19 protein-coding genes and 1 tRNA gene are annotated in these 22,747 nt (G+C 63.9%); 11 read left to right on the forward strand and 9 right to left on the reverse strand.

The genetic code is table 11. The annotated features are described in order from the left end of the window. Nucleotides 1-21 precede the first annotated feature (21 nt). The 6 genes from AC1RKI_RS12045 to AC1RKI_RS12070 all read left to right on the forward strand — a co-directional run bounded on the left by AC1RKI_RS12045 (nt 22) and on the right by AC1RKI_RS12070 (nt 5,834). Nucleotides 22-768, forward strand: coding sequence for a GntR family transcriptional regulator (locus AC1RKI_RS12045; protein WP_061958473.1), 747 nt, complete (start codon nt 22-24; stop codon nt 766-768). Between the two features lie 208 nt (nt 769-976). After that, on the forward strand, nt 977-2,383 hold the full coding sequence (locus tag AC1RKI_RS12050) for a nucleobase:cation symporter-2 family protein (RefSeq protein ID WP_061958474.1): 1,407 nt from the start codon (nt 977-979) through the stop codon (nt 2,381-2,383). A 188-nt stretch (nt 2,384-2,571) separates the two neighbouring features. After that, a complete protein-coding gene (puuE, locus tag AC1RKI_RS12055) occupies nt 2,572-3,516 on the forward strand; it encodes an allantoinase PuuE (RefSeq protein ID WP_061958475.1) in 945 nt (314 codons plus the stop codon). Then, nucleotides 3,513-4,034 carry a 2-oxo-4-hydroxy-4-carboxy-5-ureidoimidazoline decarboxylase gene (gene uraD / locus AC1RKI_RS12060; protein ID WP_061958476.1) on the forward strand — a complete coding sequence of 174 codons (522 nt, stop codon included), beginning with the start codon at nt 3,513-3,515 and terminating at the stop codon, nt 4,032-4,034. Before puuE ends, uraD begins: the two co-directional genes overlap by 4 nt. Before the next feature lie 209 nt (nt 4,035-4,243). Next, entirely contained in the window at nt 4,244-5,347 is a 1,104-nt protein-coding gene (locus AC1RKI_RS12065) for a porin (protein WP_061958477.1), read from the forward strand. Between the two features lie 241 nt (nt 5,348-5,588). Continuing rightward, nucleotides 5,589-5,834 (forward strand): hypothetical protein, encoded by a 246-nt coding sequence (locus AC1RKI_RS12070; protein ID WP_061958478.1) that lies wholly within the window; start codon nt 5,589-5,591, stop codon nt 5,832-5,834. A 193-nt stretch (nt 5,835-6,027) separates the two neighbouring features. On the opposite strand, the gene AC1RKI_RS12075 is transcribed toward AC1RKI_RS12070, so the two are convergent. Together AC1RKI_RS12075 and AC1RKI_RS12080 are read right to left on the reverse strand one after the other, a co-directional pair. Continuing rightward, a complete protein-coding gene (locus AC1RKI_RS12075) occupies nt 6,028-8,349 on the reverse strand; it encodes an NADP-dependent malic enzyme (protein ID WP_227459834.1) in 2,322 nt (773 codons plus the stop codon). A 228-nt stretch (nt 8,350-8,577) separates the two neighbouring features. Continuing rightward, nucleotides 8,578-9,240: a DUF4136 domain-containing protein gene (locus tag AC1RKI_RS12080; protein WP_233473875.1), complete on the reverse strand. Its 663-nt coding sequence runs from the start codon at nt 9,238-9,240 to the stop codon at nt 8,578-8,580. Between the two features lie 174 nt (nt 9,241-9,414). Between AC1RKI_RS12080 and pepN the strand changes: the two genes are divergently transcribed. The 3 genes from pepN (at nt 9,415) to AC1RKI_RS12095 (ending at nt 13,751) form a co-directional block, all read left to right on the forward strand. Then, complete coding sequence (gene pepN, locus AC1RKI_RS12085; protein WP_492795471.1) at nt 9,415-12,108, forward strand: aminopeptidase N; 2,694 nt, start codon at nt 9,415-9,417, stop codon at nt 12,106-12,108. Nucleotides 12,109-12,195: 87 nt separating this feature from the next. Beyond that, the gene (locus AC1RKI_RS12090) at nt 12,196-13,212 is read left to right on the forward strand and encodes a class 1 fructose-bisphosphatase (protein ID WP_061958501.1); all 1,017 of its coding nucleotides are present in this window, start codon (nt 12,196-12,198) and stop codon (nt 13,210-13,212) included. 463 nt (nt 13,213-13,675) lie between these two features. Continuing rightward, nucleotides 13,676-13,751, forward strand: a tRNA-Thr gene (locus AC1RKI_RS12095). A 129-nt stretch (nt 13,752-13,880) separates the two neighbouring features. Here the strand turns inward: AC1RKI_RS12095 and AC1RKI_RS12100 are convergent. From AC1RKI_RS12100 to AC1RKI_RS12115, 4 genes are all read right to left on the reverse strand, one after another. Then, complete coding sequence (locus tag AC1RKI_RS12100) at nt 13,881-14,303, reverse strand: hypothetical protein (protein ID WP_061958481.1); 423 nt, start codon at nt 14,301-14,303, stop codon at nt 13,881-13,883. Further along, nucleotides 14,300-14,668, reverse strand: coding sequence for a hypothetical protein (locus tag AC1RKI_RS12105; protein ID WP_492795473.1), 369 nt, complete (start codon nt 14,666-14,668; stop codon nt 14,300-14,302). Before AC1RKI_RS12105 ends, AC1RKI_RS12100 begins: the two co-directional genes overlap by 4 nt. A gap of 136 nt (nt 14,669-14,804) precedes the next feature. After that, entirely contained in the window at nt 14,805-15,245 is a 441-nt protein-coding gene (locus tag AC1RKI_RS12110) for a response regulator (RefSeq protein ID WP_492795475.1), read from the reverse strand. 275 nt (nt 15,246-15,520) lie between these two features. Beyond that, a complete protein-coding gene (locus tag AC1RKI_RS12115) occupies nt 15,521-17,134 on the reverse strand; it encodes a flagellar assembly protein A (protein ID WP_150979360.1) in 1,614 nt (537 codons plus the stop codon). 228 nt (nt 17,135-17,362) lie between these two features. On the opposite strand from AC1RKI_RS12115, the gene AC1RKI_RS12120 reads away from it, so the two are divergent. Beyond that, nucleotides 17,363-18,193, forward strand: coding sequence for a class I SAM-dependent methyltransferase (locus AC1RKI_RS12120; protein WP_061958484.1), 831 nt, complete (start codon nt 17,363-17,365; stop codon nt 18,191-18,193). A 148-nt stretch (nt 18,194-18,341) separates the two neighbouring features. Here the strand turns inward: AC1RKI_RS12120 and AC1RKI_RS12125 are convergent, their stop codons facing one another. Genes AC1RKI_RS12125 through AC1RKI_RS12135 form a run of 3 tightly spaced genes read right to left on the reverse strand, consistent with a single transcriptional unit; the run spans nt 18,342 to nt 20,963 of the window. Beyond that, nucleotides 18,342-18,962, reverse strand: a complete 621-nt coding sequence (locus AC1RKI_RS12125; RefSeq protein WP_492795477.1) for a DUF1415 domain-containing protein — start codon at nt 18,960-18,962, stop codon at nt 18,342-18,344. Between the two features lie 2 nt (nt 18,963-18,964). After that, nucleotides 18,965-20,587 (reverse strand): NAD(P)/FAD-dependent oxidoreductase, encoded by a 1,623-nt coding sequence (locus AC1RKI_RS12130; RefSeq protein WP_492795479.1) that lies wholly within the window; start codon nt 20,585-20,587, stop codon nt 18,965-18,967. Next, nucleotides 20,571-20,963, reverse strand: a complete 393-nt coding sequence (locus tag AC1RKI_RS12135) for a hypothetical protein (protein ID WP_492795480.1) — start codon at nt 20,961-20,963, stop codon at nt 20,571-20,573. The genes AC1RKI_RS12130 and AC1RKI_RS12135 overlap by 17 nt, the downstream gene beginning before the upstream one ends. Nucleotides 20,964-21,140: 177 nt before the next feature. Between AC1RKI_RS12135 and AC1RKI_RS12140 the strand changes: the two genes are divergently transcribed. Then, complete coding sequence (locus AC1RKI_RS12140) at nt 21,141-22,619, forward strand: aminotransferase-like domain-containing protein (protein ID WP_492795482.1); 1,479 nt, start codon at nt 21,141-21,143, stop codon at nt 22,617-22,619. The last annotated feature ends 128 nt before the right edge of the window (nt 22,620-22,747 follow it).

Raw genomic sequence — 22,747 nt, forward strand, 5'->3', positions numbered from 1 at the left:
CTGCTAAAGCGAGTGTCCAGGATGTCCAAGAATCTCAAGTTGATTGCCGCCGCGACTGACGCCCAGTTGGGCCCCGCCGACAACAAGCCCGCCCGCAAGGGGTCGGTCGAAGAGCGCATGTATCACGAGATCTATGACGCGATCATGGAACACCGGCTGCCGCCGCGCACCAAGCTGACCGAGCATTCCCTTTGCGAGATCTATGCCACCGCGCGACATACGGTGCGCAAGGTGCTGTCGCGGCTGGCCGCCGACGGCATGGTCGATCTGGAGCCCAATCGCGGCGCGTTCATCGCCAGTCCGTCGACTGACGAGGCGCACGACATGTTCGAGCTGCGCCAGATGCTCGAACGCGCGGTGCTCGAAAAGCTCGCCTCGCTGCCCAACGTGCGCAGCGTGATCGCCCCGCTGCGCAAGATGGTCAACGACGAGCGCCAGGCGTTCCTCACGCACGAACGCCCGCGCTGGATCCGCCTGTCGGCGGAATTCCACACCGCGCTGGCCGAACTGTCCGGCAATGCGTTGCTGGTGACGATGATGCGCCGGCTGGTCTCGCGTACCACGCTGATGATTGCCAGCGTGGAAGCCCCCGGCCACAACGCATGCTCGTTCGACGAGCACGATGAAATTCTCGACGCACTGGAACAGGGCGACGCCGCCCTGGCCCAATCGCGCATGGCGCACCACCTTGGCGCCTGCGCGGACCGCGTGCAGCCGGACGAGCCCGGCAACTTCGATCTTCGCAGCGTGCTGGGCCGCTCCACCTAGCGCAATGTTCCCGCCGCCGGGCAACAGTCGTCCCCTGTTGCCGATGCCGGCCCACCGGATTCGCCCCTATTCCGCCCGTCAGAGGCACGGCGAAACACCGGACAAGAACCGTCAACAATTGCCCACGACAAGAGGCAGCGACAAAACGGTCATCAGGGCCATAACCCGGCGCGCGTTCCCATCAAAACCAAAGGAGAGGAGACACACCATGAATTCCGCAAGCACCACGGTCCCCACGGATCTCACAAATGAGCGACTGCCCTCGGGGCGGTTGCTGGCCCTGGGCCTGCAGCATGTGCTGGTGATGTACGCCGGCACGGTGGCGGTTCCGCTGATTGTCGGCGGCGCGCTCAAGCTGCCGAAGGATCAGCTCGCTTTCCTGATCAATGCCGACCTGTTCGCCGCCGGTCTGGCCACGCTGATTCAGGCCATCGGCTTCTGGAAGTTCGGCATCCGCATGCCGGTGATGATGGGCGTCACGTTCGCGTCGGTGGCGCCGATGATCGCGATCGGCAATGACCCCAACGTCGGCCTGCTCGGCATCTACGGCGCGGTGATCGCGTCGGGCCTGTTCGGCATCCTGATAGCGCCGATGATGGGCCGCATGCTGGGGCTGTTTCCACCGGTGGTGACCGGCACCGTGATCACGCTGATCGGCGTGTCGCTGATGCGCGTTGGCATCAACTGGGCTGGCGGCGGTCAACCCACCACGCGCGCCGTGATCGACGGCGTGGTCAAGGAAGTGCCCAATCTTGCGTACGGCGATCTGGCTAACCTCGGCATTGCCGGACTTGTGCTGGTGGTGATCCTGCTGCTGAGCAAGTACGGCCGCGGCCTGGTGTCGAACTGCGCGGTGCTGATCGGCATCGTCGTCGGCACGCTGGTGGCGATGGCGATGGGCAAGGTGTCGTTCGACGGCCTGAACGAAGCCAGCTACATGGCTGTCATTACGCCGCTGCATTTCGGCATGCCGACCTTCCAGCTCAGCGCTGTACTGTCGATGTGCATCGTGATGCTGATCACGCTGGTGGAATCGACGGGCATGTTCCTGGCGCTGTCCGACATCACGGGCCGTAAGCTCAGCACCCGGGACCTGACCGCCGGCCTGCGCGCCGACGGCCTTGGCACCGTCATTGGCGGCGTGTTCAACACGTTCCCGTACACCTCGTTCTCGCAGAACGTTGGCCTTGTCACGGTCACCGGCGTGCGCTCGCGCTACGTCGCTGCGGCCGGCGGCGTGATCCTGATCGCGTTCGGCCTGTTTCCGAAAATGGCGCATGTAGTGGCATCGGTGCCGCAATTCGTGCTCGGCGGCGCCGGCATCGTGATGTTCGGCATGGTGGCCGCCACCGGCGTCCGCATCCTCGGTTCGTGCGATTTCAATCGCAACCGGCACAACCTGTTCATCGTGGCGATCTCGATCGGCTTCGGCATGATCCCGACGCTGTCGCCCACGCTGTTCCAGTACCTGCCGAAATGGACCGATCCGTTCACGCATAGCGGCATCGTGCTCGGCACCATCGTCGCGGTGGCGCTGAACCTGTATTTCAACGGCATGCAATCGGCTGAAGAAGCCATGCGCAACGCCGCCGCGAATACGCACGGCACGGAGTAACGCGCCGGACAATCGCAGCCCAACAATTAAATTCGACAATCCGGCGACGACAATCCGCACCGCATCGCCGCCTGCTTGTCAAGGCCGCGGGACCACTTCTGGCACGCGCTTTGCGTAAGGGAAAGCGCTGTCAGGACCCATGCCTGCGAGCCAGCGGTTTTGGTTTCTCCTGAAGCAGATATAACGAGATGACACACGATAACTATCCACGCGATCTCATAGGGTACGGCGCCCAGCCACCGCACGCCCGCTGGCCGGGCGGCGCGCGCATCGCGCTCCAGTTCGTGCTCAATTACGAGGAAGGCGGCGAGAACTGCGTGCTGCACGGCGATGCCGCATCCGAGCAGTTCCTCTCCGAGATCGTTGGCGCGGCAGCCTATCCCGCGCGACACATGAGCATGGAGGGCATCTACGAGTACGGCTCTCGCGCCGGCGTCTGGCGCATCCTGCGCGAGTTCGAGCAGCGCAAGCTGCCGCTGACGGTGTTCGGCGTTTCGATGGCATTGCAGCGCCATCCGGAACTGACGCGCGCGTTCGTCGAACTGGGCCACGAAATCGCGTGCCATGGCTGGCGCTGGATTCACTACCAGGGCATCGACGAGGCCACCGAGCGCGAGCACATGCGCATCGGCATGGAGATCATCAAGGAACTGACCGGCGAGATGCCGCTGGGCTGGTACACCGGCCGCGACAGCCCCAACACGCGCAAGCTCGTCGTGGAACACGGCGGACTGCTCTATGACGCCGATTACTACGGCGACGACCTGCCGTTCTGGACCGAAGTGGAAGTCACGGGCGGCGAAAAGAAGCCCCATCTGGTGGTGCCCTACACGCTCGACACCAACGACATGCGCTTTGCCACGCCACAGGGCTTCAACACGGGCGAGCAGTTCTTCCAGTATCTGAAGGATGCATTCGACGTACTCTACGCCGAAGGCGATCCAAGCGGCCTCGATCAACCGAAGATGCTGTCGGTCGGCATGCATTGCCGCCTGCTGGGAAGACCGGGACGATTCCGCGCGTTGCAGCGCTTCCTGGACTACGTGCAGTCGCACGACAAGGTATGGATCTGCCGGCGCATCGATATCGCGCGCCATTGGATCGACACCCACCCGCACCGGAGCCAGGCATGAGCCAGACCACCTACACGATCACGCAACTGAACGCAATGCCCGAGCCCGAGTTCGTCAAGGTACTCGGCGGCATCTATGAACACTCGCCATGGTTTGCCCAGGCTGCCGCACAGCAGCGTCCGTTTTCCGATACGGCGGAACTCGCCGCTGCGCTGCGCCGCGCGGTGGACGATGCGGGCCGCGAGGCGCAACTCAAGCTTGTGCGCGCTCACCCGGAGCTTGCGGGCAAGGCCGCCGTGCGCGGCGAACTCACCGCGGAGTCCACGCGTGAGCAGGCGGGCGCGGGGCTCGATCAATGCACGCCAGAGGAATTCCAGCGTCTCCAGAATCTGAATGCGGCATATAACCAGAAGTTCGGCTTCCCTTTCATTCTGGCAGTCCGTGGCTATGATCGACACGGCATCATCGACGCCTTCGCAAGACGCCTCGATAACGCACCCGATGTCGAGTTGCAAACTTGCATCAACCAGATTCATCGAATTGCGCAATTCCGTCTGAACGACTTAGTATCCGCCTGAATAAAAAATCCATAGCGGTAAAAGAGAGAGAGAAATTCAGGAACGTTCAGCGAGATACATCGCTGTCCAACATGTAACCCGGCCGTGACGGTCCCCACTGCATCGTCAGACTTCCGTGCACGGCCGGGGAACACCGCAGAAGAAGATCCATCAGGATCCGGCACACAAGAAACGTTCTGAGCAGCATCACAACCACGGAGGTCTTAAACATGAAGAAGCAGTACAAGCCGGCTATCAAGCTGGCGGCAATCGCGGCCACCCTTTTTTCCGGCGCAGCCATGGCCCAGTCCAGCGTCACGCTGTACGGCCAGGCTGATATGTTCGTCGGCGGCATCAAGAATCCTGGCAACCCGGATCGCGCGTTCGTTGCCAACTCGGGTGGCATGCAAACCTCGTACTGGGGCATCAAGGGTACCGAGGATCTGGGCATGGGTACCAAGGCCATCTTCGACCTGAACGGATTCTTCCGCACCGACAGCGGCAGCATGGGCCGCTTCAACGGCGATTCGATGTTCAGCCGCAATGCGTACGTCGGTCTGCAGAACGACCGTTACGGCGCGCTCAAGCTGGGCCGCAACACCACGCCTTACTTCGTGTCGACGATCCTGTTCAATCCGCTGGTTGACTCGTACGTCTTCAGCCCGATGATTTTCCACACGTACTTCGGCGCAAACAACGGCCGCGTGTACGATCCGGGCATCATCGGCGATTCGGGCTGGAACAACTCGCTGGTCTATTCGACGCCGAATTTCGGCGGCCTGACTGCCAACTTCATCTACAGCGCGGGTGAATCGGCCGGCAACAACAGCAAGAACAAGTGGGGCGGCAACGTGACCTACTTCTCTGGCAACTTCGCCGCGACGGTGGCATTCCAGCAGGTCAAGTTCGACAACACCCCGTTCGATCTGGCCAACCCGCCGGCCACCCCGAACGCGAACACGCCGTTCATCGTCGGATTCGACAAGCAAACCGCCGTGCAGGCGGGCGCTTCGTACGACTTCAAGATCGTCAAGGCTTTCCTGCAAGGTCAGTACATCAAGACCAACGTGAACGCCAACCCGTTCGGCGATATCAAGCACATCGACGGACAGGCAGGCGTGTCGGTGCCGGTGGGTGCTGGCAACGTTCTCGCGTCGTACTCGTACGGTCGCGTGCTGAACGAAGTGTCGAGCTTCAAGCGCAACACGTTCGCAGTGGCCTACGACTACAACCTGTCGAAGCGCACCGACGTGTACGCCGCGTATTACTACGACAAGACGACTGGCATCGAACACGGCGACAGCTTCGGCGTCGGCGTTCGCCACAAGTTCTGATGTTCTGATCGCGCGCTGCATGCGACACAGGCCTGCCCTCGCGGCAGGCTTTTTTATGTGCGCACGCAATTACCCAAACGCGCCGCAATGCTGCGCCGCAGCGCCCAATTAAGCCACTGCAACAGGATGGAAAGCGACCCTTCCATAGGTGGATTCAATTGGCAGAGGGGCGCGCTAAAACCTAGATTAAGTGTCCGGACTGTGTGCCGGACCACGTAAACCAGGACGAGTGAGGTGACGCATGCGGCGCTATGTGAAATCCCGATCGGAACTGATGGCTATCCTGAGCCAGTGCCTGGACAACAATCCCGAATGCGGCGAGGTGGAGTTGCACGCGATGCGTGTGCACCAGCCCGACCATACGGGTTGCAACTGGAGCGCTGAGGTCGACGTTCGCCAGGACACCTTTAACGATCTGGCACAGAAGATGGCCGCAGCCCGTTCGATCATCGTGGTAATGCGAGAGCAGTACAACGTGCTGCAGTAGCCATCAGGCAAGCGGCGGCACGGAAACCGTGCGTACTGACCCGCCGACGCGCTGACACCCCGGCAGACGTGCCAGCGCACCGACAAAAGAATTCGGGCCGCATATGCGGCCCGAATTCTTTTTGTGACGACCAGAGCTGCAGAATCTGCAGATCTGGTCGACCCAGTCACACGGAACGACGCGCGTGCAGCAATCAGCGAATCGCGCTCGACTCCGCCACGGCCACGGCCGTCATATTGACGATGCGGCGCGTGGTGGCTTGCGGGTTCAGGATGTGCACCGGCTTGGCCGCACCCAGCAGGATCGGGCCCACCGTCACGCCCTGGCCGCCCGTGATCTTGAGCAGGTTGAACGCGATGTTGGCCGCGTCCAGCGTCGGCATCACCAGCAGGTTGGCGCTGCCCGCCAGCTTGGTGCTCGGCAGGAAATGACGGCGCACGTCCTCGACCAGCGCGGCATCGCCTTGCATCTCGCCCTCGACTTCGAGTTCCGGTGCGATACGCGACAGGATCGCCGCCGCTTCGCGCATCTTGACGGCCGACGGACGGCTCGACGAGCCGAACATCGAATGCGACATCATCGCGACCTTCGGATGCAGGCCGAAGCGCGCAATTTCCTTTGCCGCCAGCTGCGTGATTGCGGCCAATTCCTCGGCGCTCGGATCGTCATTCACAAACGTGTCGGTGATGAACAGCGTGTACTTCTCGAGCATCAGCGCATTCATCGCGGCGAACACCTTGGCGTCGGGCGCGAGGCCGATCACGTCGCGCACGTGTTCGAGGTGCGCTTCGAAACGGCCGACCGTGCCGCACAGCAGCGCATCGGCGTCGCCCATGTGCACCAGCATCGTGCCGATCAGCGTGTTGGAACGGCGCAGCATGACCTTGGCCACATCGGGTGTCACGCCGTCGCGACCGCGCAACGCGTGATATTCCTCGTGGTACGCGCGGTAACGCGGATCGTCCTCGGGATTGACCAGTTCGAAATCGACACCGGGGCGCAGACGCAGACCGGCCTTTTCGATACGCATCTGGATCACGTGCGGACGTCCGATCAGAATCGGCTTGGCCAGACCTTCGTCGACCACCGATTGCACGGCGCGCAGCACACGCTCTTCTTCGCCTTCGGCGTAGACCACGCGCTTGGGCGCGGCCTTGGCGGCCGAGAACACCGGCTTCATGATCAGCCCGGTGTGATAGACGTAGCTCGACAGTTGCTGGCGATACGCCTCCAGGTCCTTGATCGGACGCGTGGCGACGCCCGACTCCTCGGCTGCCTTGGCCACCGCCGGGGCAATCTTCTCGATCAGACGCTGATCGAACGGGGTCGGGATGATGTAGTCCGGACCGAACTTCAGCTCGCGGCCACCGTACGCGGCGGCCACCGCGTCGTTCAGTTCCGCTTCGGCCAGTTCGGCGATCGCCTTCACGCACGCCAGCTTCATTTCTTCCGTGATCTTGGTGGCGCCGCAATCGAGCGCGCCGCGGAAGATGTACGGGAAGCACAGCACGTTGTTGACCTGGTTCGGATAATCCGAACGGCCCGTGGCGATGATGCAGTCAGGACGCGCGGCCTTGGCGATCTCGGGGCGGATTTCCGGCTCGGGATTGGCCAGCGCCAGGATGATCGGCTTGTCGGCCATGGTCTTGACCATGTCGGCCGTCAGCACGCCGGCCGTGGAGCAGCCCAGGAAGACGTCGGCATCCTTGACGATGTCGGCCAGCGTGCGGGCCGAGGTGTCCTGTGCGTAGCGCGCCTTGTTGGCTTCCATGTTGGCGTCGCGGCCCTGGAAGATCACGCCCTTGGAATCGACCACGAAGACGTTTTCGCGCTTCACGCCGAGGCTGACCATCGTATCGAGGCAGGCAATCGCCGCCGCGCCGGCGCCCGACACTGCGAGCTTCACCTTGCCGATTTCCTTGCCAACCACCTTGAGGCCATTGAGCAGCGCCGCGGCCGAGATAATCGCCGTACCGTGCTGGTCGTCGTGGAAGACCGGGATGTTCATGCGCTCGCGCAGTTGCTTCTCGATATAGAAGCACTCGGGCGCCTTGATGTCTTCCAGGTTCACACCGCCGAGCGTAGGCTCCAGCGCCGCGACGATTTCGACGATCTTGTCCGGATCGCGCGCATCGAGTTCGATATCGAATACGTCGATGCCGGCGAATTTCTTGAACAGGCAACCCTTGCCTTCCATGACCGGCTTGCCGGCCAGCGGGCCGATATCGCCCAGCCCCAGCACAGCCGTGCCGTTGGTGATCACCGCCACCAGATTGCCACGCGAGGTGTACTCGGCAGCCATCGAGGGATCCTTGTGGATTTCCTCGCAGGCGTATGCCACGCCAGGCGAATAGGCCAGCGACAGGTCGCGCTGGTTGGACAGCGCCTTGGTGGCCGTTACCTGGATCTTGCCCTTGGTGGGGCTGCGATGGTATTCCAGCGCGGCCAGCCGCAGTTGTTCCTCGGGGCTGTTGGGGGCATGTTGCGGTGCATCACCGCTGGTCTTGCTGCTCATCTGCTTGTCCGGAAAGAGAAGGCGAAAAAAAACGAGGAGCCATTCTAGCCCAGCCATCACGCCTCGACAGGGCTTTACCGGCGTACACGCGGGGATTTTTCGGCCGCGGCCATCAAAAGTGTTTTTACCGTGTGGTACGCAATCCGCATTGATTCATCTGCAAACCATTCCCCGCAAATGCGTCGACGAATGTCGACCAATGCATGCGCTTAAGGCCGCTCTTCCACCCTACTTCTTTTCCTTGTCGACTTCCAGCGTGACGCGCCGGGGTCGACCGCTCTCGCCGGGAAAGTCGACGAACGCGCTGCGGATCATGTAGGGCATCACGGCCGTCAGGCTGCCGCCTTCGGTGGTATTGCGCGCCGTCACCTGATAGACGCGCTGCCCGCTGCGCGCGTCGTTGAAAAACACCCGCAGGTTCGAGAACGTTACCGGCACGTCGCGCACGACCGTTTGCGGCGGCCAGTAGCCCGGCCCCCAGCCGTAAGGACCCCATGGCCGATACCACCCGTACGGCCCGTAGTACGGACCCCACGGACCGTACCAGGGATCGGGATAGACGGTTTCCGCCACACGGACCAGCCCGGGCGCGCTGTCGTACTCCATCGACACTAGATAGCGCGCCTGCCTTGCCGGCGCCTGTTCGAAGCCGACGCCGGCCAGCGCCTGGGCCAGCCATGCTTCGTAGGTCTGGCGATCGAGCTGGACGTCCTGTTGCGGCGCGTGGTCGAACGCATAGGTGCGCGGCGCATCGTTGGACCAGCCGGTCTGGCGGAACGACGTGACCTCGGTGGTCACCGTGCTCGCGCAGCCCGACAGCCAGAATGCCGCCGCCGCCATCAGCGCCCAGACGCCCCCGCGCCTGCCCCAACCCGCCAAACCTTGCCACATCATCGCGATACCTCTTGTTCTTGATCCGTTCACGTTTCCTGAGACACGAACGCACGCGCCAAATTCCCGCGCCGAAGCGGCCCGGCGCAGCCCGGCACCCCCTTGGCTACAATGGGGGCTTCCGGGCCGTTGTCGCACGGCCCACGCCCCCGGTCACCAGAAGACAGGATCCCCATGCTGCGCACCGACACGCCCGTTACCGTCTATCGCAAGGACTATACTCCGCCCGCGTTTGCCATCGACCACGTCGACATGGTGCTCGACCTGGACCCACAGCGCACCGTTGTCACCAGTACGCTGACGCTGCGGCGCACAGGCGCCGCCGATGCGCCGCTGGTGCTCGCCGGAGAAGCGCTCGAACTCGTCGGCATCAAGCTGGACGGCCAGCCGTTCACCACGTTCACGGTCGATGACGAAACCCTGACGCTGACCGGCCTGCCCGCGCACGGCTCGCTCGAGATCACCGCGGCCTGCAATCCGGCGGCCAATACCACGTTGTCGGGGCTCTATGTCTCGAACGGCAACTTCTTCACGCAATGCGAAGCCGAAGGGTTTCGCCGCATCACGTATTTTTTGGACCGTCCCGATGTGATGGCCACCTACCGCGTCACGCTGCGCGCCCAGCGCGCGACGAGTCCGGTATTGCTGTCGAACGGCAACCTGCTGTCGCAGCGCGAGCTTCCGGACGGCCGCCACGAGGCGGTCTGGGAAGACCCGTTCCGCAAGCCGTCCTACCTGTTTGCACTGGTGGCCGGCAAACTCGAATGCATCGAGGAAAAGATCGTTTCCGCGTCGGGCAAGGAAAAGCTGTTGCAGGTCTGGGTAGAACCGCAGGACTTGGACAAGACGCGCCACGCGATGGATTCGCTGATCCACTCGATCCGCTGGGACGAACGGCGCTTCGGGCTGGAACTCGATCTGGACCGCTTCATGATCGTCGCGGTCAGCGACTTCAACATGGGCGCAATGGAAAACAAGGGCCTGAACATCTTCAACACGAAGTACGTGCTGGCCAACGCGCAGACCGCCACCGACGTGGACTTTGCCAACATCGAATCGGTGGTGGCGCACGAGTACTTCCACAACTGGACCGGCAATCGCGTCACCTGCCGAGACTGGTTCCAGTTGTCGCTCAAGGAAGGCCTGACCGTATTCCGCGACCAGGAGTTTTCGGCCGACATGATGGGATCGGAATCGGGCCGCGCGGTCAAGCGCATCGAGGACGTGCGCGTGCTGCGCCAGGTGCAGTTCCCCGAAGATGCGGGCCCAATGGCGCATCCGGTGCGGCCCGACAGCTACGAGGAAATCAACAATTTCTACACGGTCACCGTCTATGAGAAAGGCGCCGAAGTCGTGCGCATGTACCAGACGCTGCTCGGCCGCGACGGCTTTCGCAAAGGGATGGACCTGTACTTCGAGCGTCACGATGGCCAGGCTGTGACGTGCGACGATTTCCGCGCGGCCATGGCCGACGCGAACGGGCGCGACCTGACCCAGTTCGGGCTCTGGTACAGCCAGGCTGGCACGCCGGTGGTCACGGCGAAGACGCAGTGGGACGGCGCCGCCGGGGCGCTGACGCTGACACTCACGCAGCGCTGCCCCAAAGTCGGCATCGAGACCCGCGCCGGGTCGCCGGCCAAGCAGCCGTTCCATATTCCGTTCGCGCTGGGCCTGATCGACGCCAGCGGCAACGACCTGCCTCTGCAGCTCGACGGCGAAACGCAGGCCGCGGGCACCACGCGCGTGCTCGACTTCACGCAGGCCGAGCAATCGTTCCGTTTCGTCGGACTTCCCCGGGGCGACCAGGCGCCGCTGCCATCGCTGCTGCGTAATTTCTCCGCGCCGGTGATCGTCGACTACGAATACAGCGACGCGGAACTGACTTTCCTGCTGGCCCACGACAGCGACGCGTTCAATCGTTGGGAAGCCGGCCAGCGGCTGGCCACGCGCGCGCTGTTGCAGCTGGTTGGCGATGCGCAGGCCCGGCGCGAACTGAAACTGGACCCCGCGTTGGTCGCGGCATTCCGCACGGTGCTCACCGATGACACGCTGAATCCGGCTTTCCGCGAACAGGCACTGATGCTGCCCGCCGAAGCATATCTGGCCGAACGCATGGGCGTAGCCGATCCGGCCGCGATTCATCGCGCGCGCCTGTTCCTGCGCGAGGGTCTGGCGCGTGCGCTCAAGGCCGAATGGCTGGCTGCCTACCAGGCCAACGAGACGCCCGGCGCGTATAGCCCTGACGCCGATTCGATGGCCAAACGCGCGCTGCGCAATCTCGCGCTCGGCTATCTGGCCGACAGCGGCGATGCCGACATGCAGGCGCTGGCCGAGCACCACTATCAGCAAAGCGACAACATGACCGATCGCTTTGCCGCACTGTCCGCACTGGTCAACAGCTTCGCACCGGGGCGCGAGCATGCCCTGGCAGATTTCTACGAGCGCTTTGAAAACGACGCACTGGTCATCGACAAATGGTTCTCGCTGCAGGGCATGCAACGCGGCGAAGTGGGCCCGCACGCGGGCAAACGCACGATCGACACGGTGCGCGCGCTGATGGAGCATCCTGCGTTCAACCTGCGCAACCCCAACCGCGCCAGGTCGCTGATCTTCAGCTTCTGCTCCGGCAACCCCGCACAGTTCCATGCCGAAGACGGCTCCGGCTACGTGTTCTGGGCCGACCAGGTGCTGGCGCTGGACGCCATCAACCCGCAGGTCGCGGCGCGTCTTGCGCGCGTGATGGATCGCTGGCAGAAGTACGAGATCCCGCTGCGCGACCGGATGCGCGCCGCGCTGGAGCGCGTGGCGGCATCGTCCACGCTGTCGCGCGATGTGCGCGAAATCGTCAGCAAATCGCTGGCGAGTTGAAGTGAGGCAGGCGGCACGCTCGTCGGGATTTGGGGCTATCCCTGGCGGCGGCCCTGTAGAATGGCGGCCATCCAAGGAGAACCCACCATGACACGCATCAGCCTCACCCGCTATCTTGTCGAGGAGCAGCGCAAACACAACACGATCCAGCCGGAGCTCCGGCTGCTGATCGAGGTGGTTGCCCGCGCCTGCAAGGCCATTTCCAACGCCGTCAGCAAGGGCGCCCTCGCGGGCGTGCTGGGCTCGGCCGGCACCGGCAACGTCCAGGGCGAAACCCAGCAGAAGCTCGACGTGATCGCCAACGAAGTGCTGCTGGACGCCAATGAATGGGGCGGCCATCTGGCGGCCATGGCATCGGAAGAAATGGACTCGTTCTACGAGATTCCGAATCGCTACCCGAAGGGCGAATACCTGCTGCTGTTCGATCCGCTCGACGGCTCGTCGAACATCGACGTGAACGTGTCGATCGGCACGATCTTCTCGGTGCTGCACATGCCCAAGCCCGGCCAGACCGTGACGGACAGCGACTTCCTGCAGCCGGGCACGCACCAAGTGGCCGCCGGCTACGCCGTGTACGGCCCGCAGACCACGCTGGTCCTGACGGTTGGCAATGGCGTGCACATGTTCACGCTGGACCGCGAGGCTGGCAGCTTCGTGCTGACCCAGTCGGATGTGCAGATTCCTGAAGACACCAAGGAATTTGCGATCAACATGTCCAATATGCGCCACTGGGCGCCGCCGGTGCGCAAGTACATCGACGAATGCCTGGCCGGCGAAGAAGGTCCGCGCGGCAAGAACTTCAACATGCGCTGGATTGCGTCGATGGTGGCCGATGTGCACCGTATTCTGACGCGCGGCGGTGTGTTCATGTATCCGTGGGACAAGCGCGAGCCGGACAAGCCAGGCAAGCTGCGCCTGATGTACGAAGCGAATCCGATGGCGTTCCTGGTCGAGCAGGCCGGCGGCGCGGCCACCAATGGCCACGAGCGGATTCTCGATGTCACGCCGACCAAGCTGCATCAGCGCGTTTCCGTCATTCTCGGCTCGAAGAACGAAGTGGAGCGCGTGACGCGCTACCACCAGGAAGAAGCCGCCAAGGGTTGATACGCTGAGCGGTCGATTACAGACGGGGCGCCATGTCGCCCCGTTTTCATTGGCGCGCGAGGTGCGGGGGATGCGCACGAATTGCGCGAGGTGCGCGAGATGCCTGAGACGTGGTCGATCCGGCCGCGCACTCACACTGCCGACGATCTTGCGTCCGATCCGGGTCAACACCGAACAGCGGGTAACTTCGCCGGCTTCTCTGGATTTGACGCAGGGCGCCGCCGTGCGATCCTTACGCCTGTCGATGCCGCACTGACTGGTGGCGATTGGCAGCGCAGCGACGCACCGCGTGCGGCTCTCGTCGAAAAATCTGCGAGGGGGCTTCACAAGTCCAAAAGTCGCTGATATTATTGCGGGCTCTATCCGATTCGACGCAAACGCAGCGAATCCGGCCGAAATGCCTGGTTTCTTGGGCAAATGGCAGATAGCACGGATAGAACAGGTTTTTACAAGTTAAGGTTTCGCCGGTGTAGCTCAGTTGGTAGAGCAGCGCATTCGTAATGCGAAGGTCGTAGGTTCGACTCCTATCTCCGGCACCACTTGAACAAAAAGGGCAGCCCATCCGGGTTGCCCTTTTTGCCTTGGCGCCCCGTCTTCCAGTGTGCATCGCCGCCCGCCGCCTGCGGGGCCCGCACCGGCCCTGATCGCCCCGCTCCCCTCGTACACCACTAGAGCGTCACGCATTGGACCTCCTGCGACGGCTGCGCCGCGCATTGCCTGACGATAACCAGACTATTCACCAGTGCTTCCGCCATCTGCGTCCGGTCGATATCGACATCGATGCGATAGTCCGCCAGCACGCGAAGTTGCCTGCCCCGATTGAGCATGCGGGCCAGCGCGATCGATCGCCAGAAAGACGGATGGGCGGCAGGCAAGCCCGGATGGTAGAGCTGGTGCACCAGCGTCTCGTGCCGGCCAGTCTCACGCGGGCCGCGGTATCCAGGCGCGGGCAAGGCGGCATGCCATGCGTATGCCGCGTGAAAGGCAGCGAAATAGCAGCGACTAATGGCCGAGCGGAAGTTGGCTTCGCCGTGGGCAGCCTCGGCGATGACGGCCGCGCACCGCAGCATCGCACCGGCATCGACGCTCATGACTGGAACACGACGTCCAGCCGTGCCGAAGGGGACAATCCGCGCACCAGCTGCATCGCCGTGACGGCTTCGTTCAGGGCGTAGATATCGACGCCGGCCCCGACGCGAATGACATAGGACACGGCATCGTCATCGACATTCAATCCATGACGCACGCGCGACACACTGCATGCGGACAGCGACAGGCCGTGCCGCTGCAACAATTCGGCAGCAGCCTCGAGATGCGCGGCCTCGGCATCCTTCGGGCAGCTCGGATCTTCCCGGCCTGCACCGGCCGCTCGCCCCTCTTTAGGCCGAAGCGCATGCTGTGGCGCAGTAGGCAAGGCATGCGCGGTGCACGCGCAATCGAGAGCAATTTCCATCATGAGGCCTCCTTGTCGAAAATCGTCATCCGCAGTGGATGACGAAAATTCTAGACAGAGACGGCGCGCGAAAACCGTCGAGACCGCAAAATCGGATTTGTCTCAATCGCCTGCATCAAGACGCCACGGCGTTACGACATCACAGCACGGGGACGGTGCGCGGCAGTAGAGATGCCGGCCGCCAGCGTTCTTTGTTGCTTTCCGGCGGCGGGACAAAATCCTGGCATCCCAGCATCTGCAGGATGGCCGCTTCCATGCGCTCAATCGATGCGGACTTGGGCAAATGCTCCGTCACGCCGCACGCCTGCAATGACTCTGGTACACGCAGCCACGTGTTGTCGGACAGCAGCAGAATCCGCGCATTGGGCAGCGACAGATGCAAACGGCGCAGCAGATACCAGTTGTCGGTAGCGTCCTCAGACATGCCGTAGAGCACGATCGCCGGCGCGCTATCGGGCTGCAGCGCCACGATGGCAGCCGGATCCAGTGCGCGCACGGCGCCGCATCCCGGCACGCGCTCAAGCAGCCGCTGCATGCCCAGGCGGAAAAGCGGCTGGGCGTCGATTACGAGTGCAGTCATTTGCTGTCTCCCCTATCTGTTGTGATTGTGGGGAGAAACCTGCAAGCGTCATGCCAACTGGAATCGGACGCGTGCGCCGTGTGTGTGGCGTGCCGCCGCCGACCGCAAACCGTTGTGCCGTATGGGATGGCGGAGATAGCGGTGCGCCTCGCATCACCGGCACGAACGCGCGCCATGTTACGCGCGGCGTAACGTGGCGCCGCGCAACGTAACGTAACGCCAGGCTCACGCTGCCACCAAGCCGCACGGCCGCGAAGCACCGGCGCCGCCGTCGATCAGGTGACCGTGATGCGATCCTCGATCACCCGCACCTGGCCACCGCTCTTGTCCTCCATGACCTTGAGCACCTTGTGGCCCACCTGCAGCATCACGCCGCCGTGAATGCGGCGCCCCACGGCGATTACCGCATCGGCCGCGGGCTTGATCTGTTCGCTGAGCCGGGCGATTTCGGCGTCGAGTTCGAACAGGTCGCGGTTGATCTTGAACATCGTCGCGCGGGCTTTTTCGCGGACATCGCCCTGGGCGCGCTCGGGATGCTTGGCAAAAAACGCTACCAGTTGCTGTAGCTTGGCCTGATCGTCCAGCACCTTGCGCCGCCGCGCCTCGAGCTCGGCCTTCTGTTCGTCGGCAAACGGATTGAGCCCCACCTGCACCACGGTCGCAGTGCCGGCCGGTGCGCCGAGTATGGCCGCTCTCACCGCCTGCAGCGCGCGCGTGCGCCCGCCGCTAATACTCCCCTGACCCGTGGGCGAGCCCACGACCACACGCTCGCCAGCGGACACGTCGCTCTGCCGGATGCCGCTTTCGACCACCACCTCGGTGGCGGCCTCGACCACGGCATTCTGGATAAAGCGCGCATGCACGGCGCCCTTGGTGCGCACGCTGGCAATGTCGTTGGCGTCCATGCCGTGCGCGGCTTCGGCCTTGCCGATGATGCCGCCCTTGACGATCACGTCACCGCCCGCTTCCACATGCGCCGCTTCGATGGTGCCCTGCACCACCACGTCGCCGGTCACGCGTACCGACATGCCGGTGCGGATATCGCCGGACACTCGCAGCGATCCATCGAACGTAACGTTGCCGGAGTGCAGATCGACCGCCTCGACATCGACCACCGGGCTGACGCTGACGCCGTTGGGCAGCACGCGCGGCGACCCGGCGATCACGGCCAGCAAGCGGTTCGGGTCGTTGGGATCGGCGGCCACGCCGGACAGGTCCGCGGCAAAAGACATGTCGACGACAGGATCGGCGGCGATCGGCTTGCCCAGGACGTCCATCCCGTCCTTGCCCGGCTTGGCCGGGGTGCGGCGCATCAGCGCGGTGCCGGGATTCACCAGCAGCAGGCTGCCAAGGTCGCGCAGGTCAACGCGGTCGTCTTCGTTTTCGATCTGCGCCGGCCGCGGCTGCTGCACCAGGCTTTCGAACTTGGCCGGCTCGCCCTGGACTGGCGCTACGCCGCGTGCGATCTCTCGGCTTTCACAACTGCCCGCCTCGAGCGCAACGCCGATCGCCGCGGCGTCAAGCAGGGCGACCACGCCCATCGACGCCGCCGCCGCCGCAATGTCTTCCGCGGCAATCGGGCGGCCGCCTTCGGGCGGCATCAGCGTCAGCAGCAGGCGCAATTTGTCGCCGGTGATTTCGAGCTCAAAGGCGCCGTCCAGCACAACGCCGATCACCGCATCGATCTCGCGGTCGGTCAACTGGCACTGCGTGAGGAATCCGGTGACAGCGGCCTGGTCGAGCCGCGCGCCTTGCCAGCCCTGCTCCGCCAGCAAGGCCTCGAGCGCAGCGCGATCCGGCGGCATGCGTCCGGGCTGTGGCGTGAAGCACGCCCTTACCTGATCGCCGGGCTGACTAAGCTCCAGGCGCAATCCCACGTCCGCTGTCATGGCTCCCCACTTTCTCTTTCTATGTGGCGACAGCCGGCCGGAGATTCATCGCCCCGTAGGTCTTTCCGCAAAGACCTGCCTGTTCGGCACCTAATCCGCTCGCCAACTCTGCTTGTCGTGATCCTTGCAACAACGGCGCATTTCGAGTGAACTTTAGCCCACAAAAGTGGGGACTCCGGGATTTCGTTAAACTGTCGGCCTTTCCGAAGTCCCGGCAGAACCCGCAAGATGTCCAATCAACACGAAGTCCGTCCCGGTCAATCGATCGAACTGCTCAAGGCGCTTCATATCCTGACGCGCGACGGCAAGATGAACCAGGATAGCCGCCGCAAGCTCAAGCAGGTGTATCACCTGTTCCAGTTCATCGAGCCGTTGCTGCAGGAAGTGAAGGATGCGCGGGGCGCGGTGTCGCTGGTCGACCATGGCGCGGGAAAGTCGTACCTGGGATTTATCCTCTACGATCTGTTCTTCAAGGACCTGCACGACCAGTCGCATATCTTCGGCATCGAAACGCGCGAGGAACTGGTTGCCAGCTCGCAGGCGCTGGCGGCGCGGCTAGGCTTTTCGGGGATGTCGTTCCTGAACCTGTCCGTGGCCGATTCGATCACCTCGCCTGCCCTGCCCGAAACCGTCGACGTGGTCACCGCGCTGCATGCCTGCAATACGGCCACTGACGATGCCATCCGCTTTGCGCTGGCCAAGCGCGCCCAGCACATCGTGCTGGTGCCGTGCTGCCAGGCCGAAGTGGCCAGCGTGCTGCGCAAGCACAAGGGCAAGCTGCTGGCAGGCAATCCGCTGACCGAGATCTGGCGCCATCCGCTGCATACGCGCGAATTCGGCAGCCAGTTGACCAACGTGCTGCGCTGCCTGCAACTGGAAGCGCACGGTTATCAGGTAAGCGTGACGGAACTGGTGGGCTGGGAACATTCGATGAAGAACGAACTGATCATCGCCCAATACAAAGACTTGCCGCGCCGCCGTCCGGCCGAACGATTGCAGCAGGTGTTGGAGTCGGTCGGACTCGAGGAACTGAACGAACGCTTCTTCACGCCCGCGTGAGGCAGCGGACGCGCCGGACGCGCGCGTCACGCAGCGCCGCCGGGATGGCCTGGCCGCGCCGGATTTTCGCCGGCATCAGCATCACGCTGGGGCGCCATGACGCCCACCGGGCCGATCGCAACAGCTATCGCAATCGCGCCCAGATCGTTCAAAGATCGCTTTTTTCGGACATCCACTTGAGCCAGCCGGCGTGGCCCAGTTGGCGCAGCGTTTCCATATTGCGCGCATAGATGTCCTCGGCGTCGGGAAACGCCTCGGCGGCGCGCGCAATGCTGTCCTCGCGCAGCAGATGCAGGATCGGATACGGCGCGCGATTCGTATAGTTCTCGATATCGTCGGGCGACGTACCGTCGAACTGATACTGCGGATGAAAGCTCGCGATCTGCAACGTGCCCGCCAGCCGCATGCTGCCCAGCAGCCGATCGGCAAAATACAGGAAGTCGTTGTACGCGAGAAAATCGAGCAGCATATGCGGCACGATCAACAGCGTGGTGTCGACCTGCGCGGGGTCGCTGTCGGCCAGCGCGCGCAATTCGCGCTCCAGTTCTTCCAGCAGTTGCTCGTCGCGCGTCGCGTCGCTGACCACGTAGCGGACCTGATCCTTGACGTACACGCTCTTGGCGAACGGACACAAGTTCAATCCGATCACCGCGCGCGCGAGCCAGTGGCGCACGTCGGCGACGATCCGCTCACGCCCGCCCGCCTGCGCGTTATCGGCATGACCGGCCTGTCCGGCCTGATCGTTGGTCTGAGCGCCCTGATCGTTCATCGTCACTGTCCGCCCGCGATATGCAGCGCGACGGCTTCGGCCACCTCGATTCCATCGATCGCCGCCGAGTAGATGCCGCCCGCATAGCCCGCGCCTTCACCGGCTGGATACAGGCCGCGTACATTGATGCTCTGGTAGTCGTCGTTGTTGCGCCGGATGCGCAGCGGCGACGACGTGCGCGTCTCCACGCCCGTCAGCACCGCATCGTGCATCGCAAACCCGGCAATCTTCTTGTCGAGTTCGGGCAGCGCTTCGCGGATCGCGTCGATCACGTAGTCCGGCAGCGCCGTGCTCAAGTCCGTCGGCGTCACGCCAGGCTTGTACGAAGGCTCAACCGAGCCCAGCGCTGTGGACGGACGCCCGGCGATGAAGTCGCCGACCAGTTGGCCCGGCGCGCGATAGTCGCTGCCGCCCAGCTCGAACGCGCGCTCTTCCCACTTGCGCTGAAACGCGATGCCGGCGAGCGGCCCGCCCGGGTAATCCTGGTCCGGCGTGATGCCGACGACGATGCCGGCGTTGGCATTGCGTTCGGCACGGTAGTACTGGCTCATGCCGTTGGTCACCAGCCGGCCCGGTTCCGATGCGGCCGCCACGACGGTGCCGCCCGGACACATGCAGAAGCTGTATACCGCGCGACCATTGCTGGCGTGATGCACCACCTTGTAGTCGGCGGCGCCCAGCAGCTTGTTGCCGGCAAACTTGCCGAAGCGGCTGCGGTTGATCAGGCCCTGCGGATGTTCGATGCGAAAGCCCAGCGAAAAGGGCTTGGCCTCCATGAATACGCCACGCTCGTGCAGCATTTCGAAGGTGTCGCGCGCGCTGTGGCCAACGGCCAAGATCACATGGTCGCAGGCCAGGTAATCGCCGTTCGACAGTTTCAGGCCGCGCACCTGGCCCCGATCGATGTCAATGTCGTCGACGCGCGTTTCGAAGCGGATTTCGGCGCCCAGTTCGAGCATCTCGGCGCGCATCTTTTCGACCATGCTCACCAGACGGAACGTGCCGATGTGCGGACGCGCCTTGAACAGGATGTCCTCCGGCGCGCCGGCGCGCACGAATTCGTTGAGCACCTTGCGGCCGTAGTGCTTCGGATCCTTGATCTGGCTGTACAGCTTGCCGTCCGAAAACGTGCCCGCACCGCCTTCGCCAAACTGCACGTTCGATTCCGGGTTGAGCACGCTCTTGCGCCAAAGTCCAAACGTGTCCTTGGTGCGTTCGCGCACTTCCTTGCCGCGTTCGAGGATGATCGGGCGAAATCCCATCTGCGCCAGGATCAGGCCGGCCAGCAGGCCGCACGGGCCCAAGCCGATCACCACCGGACGCGAGCGCGGACCGCCTTCGGGCGCGCGGGCAACAAACCGATACGTCATGTCCGGCGTCACGCTCCAGTTCGGCTTGCGCGCCATGCGCTGGATTGCCGCGGGCTCGTCCTTGACCTCGATGTCGATGATGTAGGTCAGCTTGATGTCGTCGCGCTTGCGCGCATCGTGCGCGCGGCGAAACACCGTGAACTTGACGAGACCGTCGCCCTTCACGCCGATTTGAGCGAGATGGCTGCGCACGGCAGCTTCCAGATCGCTCTCGGCATGATCGAGCGGGAGTTTGACTTCACTGAGACGTAGCATGGGGAACCGATTGTTCTGCGGCCTTCGTGTCTGGTGGCCGGGAGTTGCCCAGCAGGAGGCCAGAACGGCCGAAGCGCGATTTTATCAGCCGCCACAGCCCCGGGCGCGGCGCCGGCGCGACGATCCGCAATTGCGTGGACTGCTGCGCCACAAACCCATGCCAGCCTGCCGCGTCGATCACAAGCAGCTCGCCCGCGCGCAGCAAGTGCGACGCATGCGTCATCTGTTCGGCCAACCAGCGCGGCGCGGCAATGGCCTCGATTCGACCGTGCTCCACGTGGACCACGGCCCCCGCTTCGAGGTGGACGGTAAGGCACTGGCCGGAGGCCAGTCGGACGGGGCGGGCTGCATCCGCAAGGGTTTCGGGGGTCGACATGGCTTGCGCTCCTGGCTGAAAAATCATGCCTTCAGCCTATCGACGCGCAACCCGGGCCAACAGGCACAAGCGACGACTGCCCACACCGGAACAGATGACAAAGTTTTGCGCTGTTACGATACAGGGTCGCCCTATCTGTATCTGTTCCGAAGCCCGCCCGTGCGGGATGATTGCGCCATGTCGACCGTCGCCTTGCCCACCCAGCGCCCGCAAAACCTCCCTGTTGCTTCGTCCCTGCCGCTTTACCAGCAGCTGGCGGGCCACTATCGACAGGCCATCGCCGCGGGCACGCTGGCGCCCGGGGACCGCATGCCGTCGGTGCGCGCGCTGATGGGGCTGCACGATGTGAGCCTGTCGACCGCGCTGCAGGCCTGCCGCGAACTGGAAGCCGCGGGCTTGCTGGAAGCGCGGCCGCGCTCGGGCTACTTCGTCAGTCCGCCCGCGCATGCGGCACTCGCGCCGATCGAGGAGCCCGCGCCCGGGCTGCCCGATCCTGCGCAGTACGTGGGGATTCACCAGCGCATTTCGGCGATCCTGGCGCGCAGCAAGCATCATCGGATCAATCTTGGCGGCGCCTGCGGTGCGCCGGAGTTGTATCCAACCGCCGCGCTCCGCCATGCCGCCGTGCGCGCCCTGCGGCAGCATCCCGACCTGTTCGGCAGTTCTGTCGATTCCGACGGTCACCCGGCGTTTCGCGCCGCGCTGGCGCGGCATGCGCTGCGTTCGCGCATCAATGTCTCGCCCGACGAGATCGTGGTCACCCATGGCGCCACGGAAGCGCTGACCCTGGCGCTGCGCGCCGTGGCCGGGCCAGGCGACGTCATTGCGGTCGAATCGCCGACCTACTACGGCCTGCTGCAGATTCTGGAAAGCCTCGGCATGCGCGCGCTGGAAATCCCATGCAGCCCGCAAACCGGCATTTCGCTCGAAGCGCTCGAGCTGGCCGCGCAGACCTACGACAACATCAAGGCAGTCTGCGTGGTGCCCAACCTGCAGAATCCGCTCGGCTGCGTGATGCCCGACGCGCACAAGCAGCGGCTAGTGCGCTGGTGCGCCGCGCGCGGGATCGCGATGATCGAGGACGACTGCTGCTCGGCCACCTTCGACGAGGACGTCACGCCAGCCGCTGCGAAATCGTGGGACACCACCGGTACGGTGATCCACTGCGCATCGCTGCACAAGGTGCTGGCGCCCGGCATGCGTCTGGGGTGGATCACCGCGGGCAAATGGCAGGCGCGCGTCGAGATGTTGAAATTCGGCCTGTCGCGCCCCAACGAAATGCTGACGCAGATCGCCGTGGCCGAGTACATGGGCACCGGGGCGTTCGAACGGCATCTGCGGCGGCTGCGCACACAGTTGCGCAGCCAGCGCGAATGGGTGGCGCAGAAGGTGGCCGCCACCTTCCCAGCCGGCACGCGCTTGACGCTGCCGCGCGGCGGCTTGCACCTGTGGGTGGAAATGCCGCTGTGCGTTTCGTCCGAAGCCGTGTTCGAACAGGTCCTGCGAGACGGTATCCGCGTCATGCCCGGCGCGATGTTCTCAAATTCCAACCGCTTCAATCACTACCTGCGGCTGAACTGCGGCAATCTGCGCACACCCGAACTGGAACGCGCGCTCGACACGGTCGCCGCCGCGGTGCGCCGCCTGGCAGGCTGACCGCGCCGGGCCCGCCGGCCGTGGCGCGGACGCCAACGCCGGCGTGCTTCCTGCTAGATTTCTCCCCCATTTGGCACGCCCTCGCCTATCCTAGTGCGCGGTACGCCATCCATCGAAAAAAGGGAGAA

The organism is Cupriavidus sp. GW822-FHT06G04, assembly GCF_058799075.1.